The sequence below is a fragment of the Streptomyces sp. CA-111067 genome (assembly GCF_050956065.1).
Lineage (GTDB): Bacteria > Actinomycetota > Actinomycetes > Streptomycetales > Streptomycetaceae > Actinacidiphila.
The window spans coordinates 2,169,119-2,182,109 of the sequence record NZ_CP192103.1; the positions used below are offsets into that span (position 1 = coordinate 2,169,119).

Annotated in this window: 8 protein-coding genes and 3 pseudogenes; 3 read left to right on the forward strand and 8 right to left on the reverse strand. The window is 74.0% G+C overall.

Going from position 1 to position 12,991, the window contains the following annotated elements; genetic code table 11:
• The first annotated feature begins 16 nt into the window (after positions 1-16).
• Complete coding sequence (locus ACQPW6_RS09420; protein WP_433889107.1) at positions 17-304, forward strand: hypothetical protein; 288 nt, start codon at positions 17-19, stop codon at positions 302-304.
• A 24-nt stretch (positions 305-328) separates the two neighbouring features.
• Here ACQPW6_RS09420 and ACQPW6_RS09425 read toward each other — a convergent pair whose 3' ends face one another.
• From ACQPW6_RS09425 to ACQPW6_RS09435, 3 genes are read right to left on the reverse strand one after another with little or no spacing between them, the layout of a single operon-like run.
• Complete coding sequence (locus ACQPW6_RS09425) at positions 329-1,429, reverse strand: prenyltransferase/squalene oxidase repeat-containing protein (RefSeq protein WP_433889108.1); 1,101 nt, start codon at positions 1,427-1,429, stop codon at positions 329-331.
• Positions 1,426-2,184, reverse strand: a complete 759-nt coding sequence (locus ACQPW6_RS09430) for a class I SAM-dependent methyltransferase (RefSeq protein WP_433889109.1) — start codon at positions 2,182-2,184, stop codon at positions 1,426-1,428. Before ACQPW6_RS09430 ends, ACQPW6_RS09425 begins: the two co-directional genes overlap by 4 nt.
• Positions 2,178-3,755 (reverse strand): glycosyltransferase family 4 protein, encoded by a 1,578-nt coding sequence (locus ACQPW6_RS09435; protein WP_433894477.1) that lies wholly within the window; start codon positions 3,753-3,755, stop codon positions 2,178-2,180. The genes ACQPW6_RS09430 and ACQPW6_RS09435 overlap by 7 nt, the downstream gene beginning before the upstream one ends.
• Before the next feature lie 193 nt (positions 3,756-3,948).
• Here ACQPW6_RS09435 and ACQPW6_RS09440 point away from each other — a divergent pair, with 193 nt between their 5' ends.
• Positions 3,949-4,560: a TetR family transcriptional regulator gene (locus ACQPW6_RS09440; protein ID WP_433889110.1), complete on the forward strand. Its 612-nt coding sequence runs from the start codon at positions 3,949-3,951 to the stop codon at positions 4,558-4,560.
• Positions 4,561-4,804: 244 nt separating this feature from the next.
• Entirely contained in the window at positions 4,805-5,410 is a 606-nt protein-coding gene (locus tag ACQPW6_RS09445; protein WP_433889111.1) for a LuxR C-terminal-related transcriptional regulator, read from the forward strand.
• A 246-nt stretch (positions 5,411-5,656) separates the two neighbouring features.
• Here the strand turns inward: ACQPW6_RS09445 and ACQPW6_RS09450 are convergent.
• The 5 genes and pseudogenes from ACQPW6_RS09450 to lanKC all read right to left on the reverse strand — a co-directional run.
• Positions 5,657-7,123, reverse strand: a pseudogene (locus tag ACQPW6_RS09450) (ATP-binding cassette domain-containing protein); the annotation flags it as partial.
• A pseudogene (locus ACQPW6_RS09455) lies at positions 7,120-7,839 on the reverse strand (ATP-binding cassette domain-containing protein); the annotation flags it as partial. The pseudogenes ACQPW6_RS09455 and ACQPW6_RS09450, both read right to left, overlap by 4 nt.
• Before the next feature lie 753 nt (positions 7,840-8,592).
• Positions 8,593-9,747: pseudogene (locus tag ACQPW6_RS09460) on the reverse strand (ABC transporter transmembrane domain-containing protein); the annotation flags it as partial.
• A gap of 256 nt (positions 9,748-10,003) precedes the next feature.
• The gene (locus ACQPW6_RS09465; RefSeq protein ID WP_433889112.1) at positions 10,004-10,132 is read right to left on the reverse strand and encodes a SapB/AmfS family lanthipeptide; all 129 of its coding nucleotides are present in this window, start codon (positions 10,130-10,132) and stop codon (positions 10,004-10,006) included.
• A 63-nt stretch (positions 10,133-10,195) separates the two neighbouring features.
• On the reverse strand, positions 10,196-12,895 hold the full coding sequence (gene lanKC / locus ACQPW6_RS09470) for a class III lanthionine synthetase LanKC (protein WP_433889113.1): 2,700 nt from the start codon (positions 12,893-12,895) through the stop codon (positions 10,196-10,198).
• Between the last annotated feature and the right edge of the window lie 96 nt (positions 12,896-12,991).

Genomic DNA, 12,991 nt, shown 5'->3' on the forward strand with positions numbered 1-12,991 from the left:
GGGCAAGACGGGGGTCATGGCCAGACGGTATGGCGGTAATCCCGCCGCGGTGATCATCCTCATCGCCGCAGACATCGCAGCACTGATCCTCGTCTTGTGGATCCTGTTCTTCGTCTTCGAAGCCAACCGTGCGAACGACCTGGTGGACTGGGTCCACCACTCCGCGAACTGGCTGGCGGGTTGGTCCAAGGACCTGTTCACGGTGCACAACCTCAAGTGGCGCACCGTGCTCAACTACGGCCTGCCCGCGGCCGTTTACCTGCTGATCGCGCATGCGATAGCCGGCCGGGTCAACCGCGCCTGACACCGTTCAGCAGCTGACAACCTTTCAGCAGCAGCCGGGTGCGAGTCCCACCGGCAGCCGCTCCGCCCCGAATACTGCGGTGGTCGCCTCGTCCCCCCCGAGCGCGGCCACCGCCAGGAGCATGGCCCCGGCAGTCCACGCCGTGCGCTCCTCGGGCCAGACCGCGTCGTCGGCGAAGACGTAGCCGGTCCAGTACAGGCCGTCGTCCGCGCGCAGGTGCTGCATGTCGGCCAGGATCCGTACCGCCTTGTCCGACTCCCCCACCGCCCAGAGCGCCAGCGCCAGTTCGGCGCTCTCGCCGCCGGTCACCCACGGGTTGGGCAGCACGCAGCGGACGCCGAGTCCGGGCACGACGAAGCGCGACCAGCCGTCCTCGATCCGGGACTTGGCGCCCGGGCCGCGCAACGCGCCGGTGAGCACCGGGTAGTACCAGTCCATCGAGTAGTGGGACTTGTCCAGGAAGCGTTCGGGGTGCCGGCGGATCGCGTGGCCGAGTGCCCCGGTGGCCAACTCCCAGTCCGGCTGCGGCTCCTCGTGGTGCTCGGCGATGGCCAGCGCGCAGCGCAGCGCCTGGTGGATCGACGAACTCCCGGTCAGCAGCGCGTCGTTGACGGCCGCGCCGGCCTCGCCCGGGCGCTCCGGCTGCTCGCGCTTCCAGCCGATCTGGCCGCCGGGCTGCTGGAGTGCGAGGACGAACTCGACGGCCGCGCGGACCACCGGCCAGATCCGCTCGATGAACGCGTCGTCGCCGGTGGACAGGTAGTGGTGCCAGGCGCCGACGGCCACGTACGCGCAGAAGTTGCTCTCCCGGCCGCGGTCGGTGGGGCGGGCCGGGTCGCCGTCCTGGTAGGCCGCGTACCAGCTGCCGTCCGGGTTCTGGTGCGCGGCCAGCCAGCCGTATGCGGCCTCGGCGGCCTGGTGCTCGCCCGCCGCGTCCAGCGCCATCGCCGCTTCGATGTGGTCCCACGGGTCGAGGTGGTGGCCGCGGAACCACGGGATGCCGCCGTCGGGGCGCTGCACGGCGAGGATGCCGGCCACGGTGGCGGCGGCCTGCCCCGCGGTGAGCACGCCGGGCAGCGTCAGCCGCTCGGTACGGCCGCGGCCGGCGCTGGGGTACGCCGTCACGTCGCGAGGTCCTCGGACGCTTCCGCCGCCGCCTCGTAGGGCAGCCGGGGCTTGGTGGCGTAGGCCACGAAGCTCTTGCCGACCAGCGGGTTCAGCGCCTGCTCGGCGAGCCGGGTGGCCAGCGGTTTCTTCATGATGTCCCACACCAGGAGGCGGTGGTACAGCTTCACCGGGAGCGCCTGGTCGTTGTCGACGCCGACCGCGCACTTCAGCCACCAGTACGGGGCGTGCAGGCCGTGCGCGTGGTGGCTGCCGTACGGGCGCAGGCCCGCCTCGCGCATCTTGCCGAGCAGCTCGTCGGCCTTGTAGATGCGGATGTGGCCGCCTTCGACCTCGTGGTACGCGTCGGACAGGGCCCAGCAGATCCGCTCCGGGCCGTAGCGGGGCACGGTCACGGCGATCCGGCCGCCGGGGCGCAGGACGCGGACCATCTCGGCGAGGACGCCCTTGTCGTCGGGGATGTGCTCCATGACCTCGGAGATGATGACGACGTCGAAGCTCTCGTCGGGGAACGGGAGTTGGAGCGCGTCGCCCTCCATGGCGACAGCGGAGGAGCCGGGCGGGGCCTCGCCCTCCTGCTTCATGGCGGCGAACCAGCGGGCGACCTCGCGGATCTCTTCGCCGTTGCGGTCGAGGGCGATGACGCGGGCGCCGCGGCGGTACGCCTCGAAGGCGTGGCGGCCGGCGCCGCAGCCGAGGTCGAGAACGCGGTCGCCTGCGGCGAGCGGGAAGCGGGCGAAGTCGACGGTCAGCATGTGGTCCCCACATTCCCGGCTGCGCCGGATGCTTGCACGTCCCCGGTGTCCCGGGTGCCCCGGGGGGCCGGCCCGGAGGGGCGGTTGCTCTCGTTCCCGGACCATCCGGTGATCGGTGGCTTGTCGCGCTCACGCGGCGCCAGCCGCACATCAGCAGCAGCCCCGCGCCCCTTTGGGGCGCCCCCGGCCGGGGCGAGTTCTTCAGGGGCGCGGGGAACTGCGCGACCAGCCGAGACGGCGGGGTGCTCGGCCACCGGCCGGGAGGGGCTGTCGCTGTCGTTTCCGGACCACCGGCCGTCGATGGCCGCGTAATACAAGGAGGCGGTCGCCTCCGCCGCGCGGGTCCAGGTGAAGTGGGTGAGGACGCGGGTGCGGCCGGCGGCGGCGAGGCGGTGGCGGAGGTCGGGGTCGGCGAGTGCGCGGTCCAACGCGGCGGTCAGGGCCGGGGCGTCGCCCGGGGGGACCGCGAGGCACGTCTCGCCGTCGGGGCCCGCGACCTCGGGGATCGCGCCGCCCGTCGTCGCCACCAGCGCCGTGCCCGTGGCCATCGCCTCCGCCGCCGGGAGGGAGAAACCCTCGTACAGCGACGGCACGCACGCCACCTGCGCGCTGCGGATCAGATCGACCAGCTCCGCGTCGCTTATGCCCTTCACGAACTCCACCGCCCCCTCAAGTCCGAAAGCGGTGATCGCGTCCGCAACCGCCCCCTTCTCCGGGCGCTTGCCGACCACGACCAGATGCGCGTCCGGCCGCCTGGCCCGCAGCTTCGCGAGCGCCTCGACCAGGAACACCAGGCCCTTGAGCGGGACGTCCGCGCTCGACGTGGTGACGATCCGGCCCGGCACCTCGGCGACGGCCGGGTCGGGCGAGAACAGCCGGGTGTCCGCGCCGATCGGCACCGTGTGGATCCGCTCGGCGGGCACCCCGAGGTCGGCGGTGATCTCGTCGCGGGACGAGCCGGAGACGGTCAGCACCGACGGCAGCCGCCGGGCGACCCGCTTCTGCATCCGGGTGAAGCCGTACCAGCGGCGCACCGACAGCCGCCGCTTCCAGTCCTCGGCGGCGGCCAGGTCGAGCCGGCGGTCCACCGTGATCGGGTGGTGGATCGTGGTGACCAGCGGCAGCCCGAGGCCGTACAGCAGCCCGTACCCGAGCGTCTGGTTGTCGTGGACGACGTCGAACTCGCCGCGCCGGGCGGCCAGATGGCGCCGGGCGCGCAGGCTGAACGTGAGCGGTTCGGGGAAGCCGCCGGTCCACATGGTGGCGACTTCGAGCGCGTCCACCCAGTCCCGGTACTCGCCGCGGCGCGGGGTGCGGAACGGGTCGGGCTGCCGGTAGAGGTCCAGGCTCGGCAGCTCGGTGAGGGTGACGCCCTCGCCGAGCGAGTCGAGTACGGGGTAGGGCTGCGCGCCGAGCACCTCGACGCTGTGGCCGAGCGCGGCCAGCTCGCGGGACAGGTGCCTGACGTAGACGCCCTGACCGCCGCAGAAGGGGTTGCCCTTGTAACTGAGCAGCGCGATCCTTAGCGGCCTGGCCTGCGAGGTCACTCCCGGCCTCCTTCTGCCTGCGATTGAGCCGGAGCGTAACCGGTCGCGCTAATCTAGAACAAGTTTCAGACCTGATGGTACAGAAGGTGAATCTACCGGCAGCGGGACGGTCCGGTGGAGCCGGGACGCTCCCGTAGCAGCCGGGGCCGCCGCCGCGCCCGGCTGCCATCATGCACACAGCGCCACCGATGCCGCGCGTTATGGATGGAAGCACGCAATGGGACACATCACCGCAGACCCCCGGCCGCCGTCCCCGCCACTGACCGTACGGCAGGAGGCCAGGCGCCGCCGGATCCTGGACGCGAGCACGCTGCTGGCCTGCGGCGGCGGGTTCGACGCGGTGCAGATGCGGGCGGTGGCGGAGACGTCGGGGGTGGCGCTCGGGACGCTCTACCGGTACTTCCCGTCCAAGATCCATCTGCTGGTGGCGACGATGCAGGACCAGCTCGGGCAGCTGCACGACACGCTGCGTGACCGGCCGCCGAGCGCGGCGGAGCCCGGGGAGCGGGTGGCGGTGACGCTGCTGCGGGCCTTCCGCGCGCTGCAACGCGAGCCGCTGCTCGCGGAGGCGATGGTGCGGGCGCTGATCTTCGCGGACCGGTCGGTGAGCGCGGAGGTGGACACGGTGTCCGTGCTGACCAGGGCGATCATCGTGGACGCGATGCGGCTCGGTGCTCCGCCCGGGGAGGCGGTGGTCTCCGCCGTTCGGGTGGTGGAGCACACGTGGCACGCTGCGCTCGTGAGCTGGCTCTCGGGCCGCGCGACGGTCCCCGAGGTCCAGGGCGACATACGCACGGCGTGCCGCCTGATCCCGCTGCCCGGAGCGTGAACGATCCCCGGTGCGGCACCGTCGCGGCGTGCCGGCGGGGGCGGGGAAGGGGTGGGCGTGCGGGGGTGGAGAGTGCGCCCCCCAGCGCATCAGGTGGGGGCGTGGGCGCTTCCGCGTGGCCGAAAGCGGGGTCCTGCCCAGCCCCACCCCGGGGTAGGAATGGAGCGCACTCGCGGGGGTGAGTGCAGAGCGGGCCGCAGGCCAATTTCTCGGGGATCGGCGCGACAACGCGAGGGGGAATCGAGTGATTCGGGTACTGGTCGCCCACGACACAAGCCTGGTGCGCTCCGCACTGGCCGCACTCCTGGGCAAAGAGCCCGACTTCCAGGTGGCCGACACGGAATGGCAGCGGCTGCTGGAGTCGGGCCGTTCGTTAGGGCCCCACGTCTGCGTCGCCGACGCGGACTGTCCCGGCTGGCGCCGGCACACCGACGAGCTGACCGGGAGCGACTACCCGGACAGAGAGCACTGCGGCCTCGTCGTCCTCACCGGCGGCGGCAAACCGGGCAACCTGCGCCGCGCCTACGAGGCGAAGGCGCTGGGCTTCGTCAACAAGGACAGATCCGCCGACCGGCTGCCCGCAGCGGTGCGCCAGGTCGCCCAGGGGAAACGGTTCGTCGACGAGTCGCTGGCCGTCGAGTTCCTGCACGCGGCCGACATGCCGCTGACGCCGAGGGAGTTGAGCGTGCTCTCACTGAGCGCCGAGGGTGCCTCGGTCACCGAGATCGCCCGCAGCCTGCACCTGTGCAACGGCACCGTGCGCAACTACCTCGCCGCGATCACCCGGAAGACCGGGGCCCGCAACCGGGTGGACGCCATACGGATCTCCCAGGTCGCGGGCTGGGTCTGAGCCGTCTGCCGGCTCCATCGGGTCGCCCCAGCCGCCGACCAGGTCGCGGTAGAGCGGCGAGGCGGCGAGGAGTTCGCCGTGCGTGCCGCACACCGCGTGCGCCCCGTCCATCACCAGGATCCGGTCGGCCCTGCGGGCCGAGCTGATCCGGTGCGCGATCACCACGAGGGTGCTGCCGGGGCGGGCGGCGAAGGCCCGTTCCGCGCGGGCCTCGGCGGGCGGGTCCAGGTGGCAGGTGGCCTCGTCGAGCAGGACGAGGGCGGCGGGTGACAGGTAGGTACGGGCCAGCGCCAGCAGTTGGCGCTCGCCGGCTGACAGCGCGGCCGGGTCGACCTGGCCGTCCAGCCCGCCCAGCGTCTCGACCAGCCGGTCGGCCCCGACGGCTTCCGCCGCTGCCAACACCCGTGCGTCGGGTACGGAGTTCGCGCCCTCCGCCTCCTCGCCGGGGCACAGGTACCGGAGGTTCTCCCCCACCGTTCCGCGGAACACGTACGCCTCCTGCGGCACCAGCGCCGGGCGGCCGCTCACCGCGACCTCGCCCGAGGCCGGCGTCAACAGGCCCGCTGCCAGGCCCGCCAGGGTGGATTTGCCGATGCCGCTCGGGCCCACGACGACGAGGTGTTCGCCGTCGGGGACGGACAAGTCCAGGTCGCGGACGACGGGTTCGGCGGCCGGGCCGTACGCGAAGGTCACGGCGTGCAGTTCAAGTGCCGTGCCCGGGGCGGGAGTCAGCGGTGGCGGGGGCGCGGCCGGGGGCTGCGGCGGGGGGCCGGAGATGCGGCGGAGTACGACGCCCAGGCGGGTGCCGGCCGCGCTCAGGGTGTGGACGAGGTTCTGGAGCGCGGGTTGGAGCGACTGGGTGAGGTAGGTGAACGCGCCGAGCAGGTCGCCCGGGGTGACGCGGTGCGTGTCGAGCAGCCACGGGGTGCCCACCAGCAGCAGGACCAGGGGGAGTTGGCCGCCGACGGCCAGTGCGGCGGTGCGCAGCACGCCCCACCGGGCCAGCGAGCGGGCCGCCGCCAGGGCCGTCTGCACGCGGTCGTCGGCGCGCGCCGCCATCGGGGCTTCCGCGCCGCACGCGGTGATGTCGCGCAGGCCCCCGGCGAGCGCGCCGAACTCCTCGGCGACGGCCTCGTCCGCCGCGAGGAACCGGTGCTGGCGCTTGGCCAGCGGGCGCAGCGCGAGGGCGAACAGCGCGATGCCGGCGGCCAGCGGCGGCAGCACGACGAGCAGCAGCACCGGGGCGAGGGCGAGCAGGCCGGCCAGCGCGCCGGCCACGGTGAAGACGAAGGAGCGCAGCACCATGACGATGCCGCCGAACGCGTCGCGGGCGATCTCCACTTGGTGGGTGAGCCGGGAGACGACGGCCGAGTCCGGGGCTCGTCCGGCGCCGCCGACCGCCTCGCGCAGGCCGCGCCCGACCACCCGGCGCACGAGCAGATCGCGCAGCGGTTCGACGAGCGCGGCGACCGTACGGAACACCCGGGCGGTGCCGTACGCGCCGACCGGCACGGCGACGGCGGCGAGCGCCAGCCAGGCGAGCCCGATGCCCGGGCGGTCCCGCAGGAACCCGCGGTCCATCGCCCGCGCGAGCGAGAACCCCAGCAGGAACGTCTGCCCGGCTTCGAGCAGCGACCAGACCACGAGCACGGCGATCACGGGCGCCCGCCCGCGCAGGTAGCCGCGCATCCCCACCGGGGCCGTCCCCGTCATCGGGCCCCCTCCGCGTCCGCCGCGAACAGCGCCCGGTAGTCCGGGAGCGGCCACAGCTCGGCGTGCGGGGCGAGCGCCCGGATCCGGCCGTCCGCCAGCCAGGCGACCAGGTCCGCGCGGGCGGCGGTCGAGGCGCGGTGGGTGGTGAGCAGGCGGGTGCGGTGCGGGTGGTCGTTGAACAGGGCCCGGGCGACGCGGAGTTCGGTGACCGTGTCGAGGCTCGACGTCGCGTCGTCCAGGATGAGCAGCCGGCCGGGGTGGGCGAACGCTCTTGCCAGGCCGAGGCGTTGGACCTCGCCGCCGGAGAGCGGCGCGCGGTCGCGGGGGGTGGCGTAGCCGTCGGGCAGCAGCCGGATGAAGCTGTCGGCCTCGGCGGCGCGGGCGGCGGCGGTGACGGTTGCCGCGGGCAGCAGGTGCGGCCCGAAGGCGATGGCGTCGCCGATCGTGTCGCCGAGGAGGGTGGGGCGTTCGAAGGCGTAGGTGATCGCGGCGCGGAGCGCTTCGCGGGACAGGTCGGGGAGGGGGCGTCCGTCGAGGAGGACGAGGCCGTCGTCCGGGTCGGTGAGGCGGCCGGCGAGGGAGGCGAGGACGGATTTGCCGGCGCCGGATTTTCCGACGACGGCGAGGGAGGTGCCGGCCGGCACGGTGAGGTTGAGATCGGCGAGCACGGGTTCGCCTGCGCGGCGGGCGGTGAGGGAGCGGAGTTCGAGCGTTCCACGCTCCGCTGAGGTAACCGGGGCACGTCGTCGGCTGCCCGCCGGTGGGGGCTCGTCGCGCAGTTCCCCGCGCCCCTCCGGGGCCCGATGCCCGCTTCCATCTGCGGCGCCGCTGTGGCTTGTCGCGCAGTTCCCCGCGCCCCTGGGGGGTGCCCCCTGAGGTGGCGTCGTCGGCTGCCCGCCGGTGGGGGCTCGTCGCGCAGTTCCCCGCGCCCCTGGGGTAACCGGGACGACATCCTCGCGGGCCTGCCCCGACCGGGGCTCAACAACCGCTTCCAACTGCGCCCCGGTGGGGCCTTGTCGCGCAGTTCCCCGCGCCCCTGGGGTAACCGGGGCACCGAGCGGAGGCGTCGTGTCCCCCGGTGTGGGAGGAGCCCCGGCATCACCAGGGGCGCGGGGCTGCATCTGATCTGCGGCTGGCGCCGCGTGGGCGCCACCAGCCACCACGGTGGCGCGGTCCGGCAGCGGCATCAGGGGGCTGCCCCTACCGTCCCCCGGGGCAGGGAGAGCCCCGGCATCACCAGGGGCGCGGGGAACTGCGCCACCAGCCACCACGGCGCCGCAGTCCGGCAACGACACCAGGGGGCTGCCACTACCGTCCCCCGGGGCGGGGTAGGTGGGCGCGGCGGGGCCGTAGGGCGGGGCGGGGATCGCGAGGACTGTGGCGATGCGTGTCGCTGACGTGCGGGCGCGGATCAGGGCTGCCAACTGGCCCACTACCGAGCCGATTCCCGTTGCAAGGGTCACGTAGCGCGACGCTGCCAGGAGTTCGCCCAAGGTGAGAGCGCCGGCGCTCAGGCGGAGGCCCGCCACGGAGAGGACGGTGATCTGGAGGAGGGGGACCAGGATCGCCGCCTGGGCCGTGGCGCGGCCCTGGACGTGCCACATGCGGTGGCCCTGCGCGCTCAGTTCGGGAAGCGGGGTCAGGATCCGGGCGTTCTCGCGCGCCTCCGTGCCGGCCGCCGCGATCGTCCGGGCGCCGCCGAGTGCCTCGACCAGGCGGGTGGCGATGCGGCCCTGGGCGTCCTGGTAGCGGGCGATGCTGTCGGAGGAGGCGCGGGCGAAGCGCCGGACCAGGAGCGTCAGGGAGGGCGCGCCGGCCAGGAAGGCGACGGCGAGCCAGGGGTCGGTCAGGCCGAGGGCGACGATGCCGCCGACGGGTCCCGCCAGCGACGCGGGGAACGCCACCGCGGCGATCGGCCCCGCGCCGGCGTCGGATGCGTTCCCGACCAGCCGGGTCACGAGGTCGCCGGTGCCGGAGACGGCCGTGCGCGGGCCCGCGTCGAGCATGTGCCGTACCGCGCGCCGCCGGATCCGCGCGGTGGCCCGTGCGGTGGTGACCGCGCCGAGCAGGTCGCCGGCCGCCCCCGCGGCCACCTGGCCGGCGACGAGCAGCGCGCACACCGTCACCCAGCCGGTGGCCGTGCCGCCCCGCAGCAGGAGGTCGAGCGCGTGCCCGAGCGCGAACGGCAGCGCCAGGCCGAGGCCGGCCGAGGCCAGCCCCAACAGCCCGACGGCCGCGGTCCGCCAGGCGCTGTCACGTCCGGCGTCGAGCAGAATCCGGTCCGCAGCACGCCGGTCGGCGGCCCGCCGTTCGGTGGTGAGCGCCTCGGCCCCGTCCGGAGCGTCGGCAGTCTGGACCGGCCGCCGTTCGATCGTGGGCGCCTCGGCCCCCTTTGGGCCGCCGCCCCCCTGGACCGCCCGCCGTTCGATCGTGAACGCCTCGGCCCCGTCCGGGCCGCCGCCCCCGTGGACCGCTCGCCGTTCGCTCGCGGGCACTTCGGCCCCCTCCGGGCCGTCGGCAGCCTGGACCGCTCGCCGTTCGTCCGGGGCGCCGGCAGCCTCCCCCGCCCGCCGTTCCTTCGGGAGCGCTGCGGCCCCCTCCGGGCCACCGGCAGCCTGGGCCATTGCTACTCCCCTGGAGAGCGGATACGGGCAGGGCCCCGGGCGCCCCCTGGGAGGGGTGTCCGGGGCCCGCGGTCACCGTCGCGGGTGACGTCGGCTACGGCCGTGACCTGCGTCGCGGTTCGAGCCTGAGGCCGGGGCCGGCCGGTTTCGGCAGAAGGCCGGCCGGCTCCGGGTCAGTGGTGCGGTGCGCCGGGGCGCCCGCGCCCCTGGCCTCCGCCGGAGGCTTCCTGTCTGCGGTGAGCCGGGAGGACCGGACTCAGAGACAAATGAGGAAGCTGACGGTGCTGACGCAGCCGATGAGGCTGAGCGAGCTGGCCGGCTCGCCGCCACCGCCGCCGTGACCGTTTTCGACGGGCTCCAGGTTCTGCAGGTCGAGAAGTGCCATGTCAGTTGTCCTTTCGCTGGGAACGGGTGGTGCACGACTGCCGGCCGAGTGGCCGGAGCCGGTTCATGAGCCGCCCGGTACGAGGGCGGCGGTGCGCAGCGGCGGCAGGAAGGGCAGCTCGGCGGTCCGCTCCCCCAGGGCCGCGCCGAGCGCGAGCAGGCAGCCGGCGGTGCCGGTGCCGAGGTCCATGGACAGCCGCATCAGCTGGTTGCCGGGGAAGGCGAGGCCGCCGCCGTACGTCATGCCGTACCAGCCGAGCGCGTCGATCTGCTCGGCGAGCGCGCCGTCGGGCAGCGCGGGGGCGGTGGTCCGCGCCAGGTGCAGCACCATGCCGGCCCGGCCGGCGAACAGCCCGGGCTGGGCGTAGAGCCGGAACGTGGCGGCCCGGACGATGTCGGCGCGGGCCTGCTCGAACCTGGCCTCGGTGTCGGCGGCGGTGTCGGCAGCGGTATCGGCAACAGGTGCGCCGGCGCGCCCGCTCGCCGCGAGGTAGTCGTCGAGGACCATGCCGATGCCCGCGCTGCCGTCGCCGAGGTAAGGCATCGTGCGCCAGCCCTCGTTGACGTCGAGGCCGCCGGCCGCGTTGTGCACGCAGGCGTCCAGGTCCAGGTGCAGGGCGCGGGCGGCGTGGGTGAGCAACGCCGGCGCGGGGTGGTGCTCGTACAGCCGCAGGAAGAGCAGTGCGGGGCCGGTGGCGCCGCGCATCAGTCCGGCGCGGCGGGTCTTGGTCGCGGGGTCGCCGGGGCCCGCCGGGAGCGCCGCGAGCCGGCCGGCGACGATGCCCGCCGCCTCCAACGCCCGTTCGCCCAGGTCGCGTTCGCCGGAGCTGCGGGCCAAGTGGTCGAGCACCAGGCCGACTCCGGCGAGGCCGCCCGACAGGTCGGAGGCGAGCCGCTGCCAGTTCTCGGAGAGCAGCGCGCGGATCAGTTCCAGGGCCCGTTCGGTGTGGCCGAGCCGGTCGAGGGCGTACGCGACGCCGGCGATCCCGTCGTACAGGCCGAACGGGGTGCCGCCCGGCACCGGCGCGGTGCGGTCGAGCAGCCAGCGCTCGCCGGCCTCGTACCGCGGCAGCCCGGTCTCGGCGAAGGCGAGCAGCACGCCGGCCGCGCCGTACGCGATGCCGAGGCCGCCGCCGTCGGAGAACGTGCTGATGTCGCCGGGGAACAGCCGGTCGTCTCGGTCGGGGGTGGCCGAGGCGAGGATCGCCGCCGCCATCGAGTCGCGGGCGGCCGGCCAGTCGGCGGGCCGCGCGGGCAGTCCGGCGGCGCCGCGGACGGGTGCCGGGCGCAGGTCGCGGGTGATCTCGGCGACGGCCTCGTCGAGGAAGGCGCGCGGTACGGGGAACTGCTCGGCGATGACGTCGGCGAGGTGCGCGGCCTTGGCCCGGTCCACCGCGAACAGCGTGGTGACCGGCAGGAACAGCGCGAGCCGCAGGCAGGCGAGCGCGTAGTTGTCGACGTCGTAGCCGCGCCGGTCGGGCGGCGCCACGAAACCGGGATGGGCCACGGACTGCCGGACGTTGTCGGCGCCCTGCGCGGCGGCCTCGAAGTCGAGCAGCGAGACGGTCTCGTCGTCCGGGCCGATCATGATGTTGAACATGTGCAGGTCGTTGAAGACGATCCCTCGGCTGTGCACGGCGTCCACCGCGTGCTGCACCCCGGCGTGGATCCGCAGCGCCCAGGCGGTGTAGTCGGCGACCGCCTCGGGGTCGGGATCGGGGGTGAGCAGCGGGTGCCGCAGCCCGAAGTAGGAGTTCAGCGGGCGGCCCTCGACGAAGTCCATCACCAGGAAGCGGTGGTCGCCGACGGTGAACCAGTCGCGCACCTCGGGGGCGATGCCGAGGCCGGACAGCCGCCGCAGCGCGTCCCGTTCGCGTTCCAGCCGGGTGACGGCGTCGGCGCCGTCGGAGGCGAGGCCGGCGTGCGGGCGGCCCTCCTTGAGCACCACCTTCTCGCCGGTCCTGGTGTCGGTGCCGGTGTAGACGCCGCCGCCGTTGGAGAAGTGCAGCGCCTTCTCGATGCGGTACGGCAGGTCGGAGACCGTGGTGGCGTTGCGGGCGGCCAGGTGCGGGGCCAGGAACTCCGGCAGCGTCACCCACGGGGGTATGTGGAAGGCGGGCGTCCTGGTGTCGGGCACCAGGACGCCGTCGCCGTTCTCGACGGCCGGCACGAGCGTGCCGCGCTCCCCCACGCAGAACCGCTTCGCGAAGGCGCCGTAGCGCACGTAGAGCGGCCCTTCCCGCCAGCGCAGGTCGGTGAGGATGTACGGGCCCTGCTCGCCGTCCAGCAGTTCGCCGAGTTCTTCGAGAACGGTACGGAGCCGCTCCTCGTCCGACGGATATATCGTCACGAATTTTCCGCTGCTGTCCCGGCCGGCGTATTTCGAATTACGCAGGTGGAGCAGTTGCGGGCCCGGAACGAATTTAAACGGAATGTTCCGCGGGACGCAGTAGTCCCAGACCTTGGCGGCCACCTTGTCGGCGTTGGCGAGGCCCGCCGAGATGTGCACCTTCCAGCCCTGGAGCGGCGCGTTGTCCCGGCCGGGCCCGGCCGGCGGGTCGAGGTGCAGCCAGTCGCCGGTCCGGACGGTGTGCCAGCCCTCCGGCGTCGGCCGCTGCGCGCTCTCGAAGAGCGGGCCGCCGGAAGATCCGGCGAGACCGGAAACGGAATCGGTCGAAGGGGTGGCAGGGGCGGAAGGAAGCCGGTCAAGGCTCTCGTAGAAGTATCTGTCCGCCAGACAGAAAACCTCGTACCGATTGTCCATCAATCCCCCTATTAGCGGCGACGGACAAAGATTTGCATACCGCCGCCAGGGGGGAGAAGTAGCGACTGTCACCTTCCTTGCATGCAGAGTTCACGG

What these genes read in the sequence shown, in the direction of transcription:
- ACQPW6_RS09440 (WP_433889110.1), top strand. Translation starts at nt 3,949, where the DNA reads ATGGGACACATCACCGCAGACCCCCGGCCGCCGTCCCCGCCACTGACC.
- ACQPW6_RS09465 (WP_433889112.1), bottom strand. Translation starts at nt 10,132, where the DNA reads ATGGCACTTCTCGACCTGCAGAACCTGGAGCCCGTCGAAAACGGTCAC.
- ACQPW6_RS09430 (WP_433889109.1), bottom strand. Translation starts at nt 2,184, where the DNA reads ATGCTGACCGTCGACTTCGCCCGCTTCCCGCTCGCCGCAGGCGACCGC.
- ACQPW6_RS09420 (WP_433889107.1), top strand. Translation starts at nt 17, where the DNA reads ATGGCCAGACGGTATGGCGGTAATCCCGCCGCGGTGATCATCCTCATC.
- lanKC (WP_433889113.1), bottom strand. Translation starts at nt 12,895, where the DNA reads ATGGACAATCGGTACGAGGTTTTCTGTCTGGCGGACAGATACTTCTAC.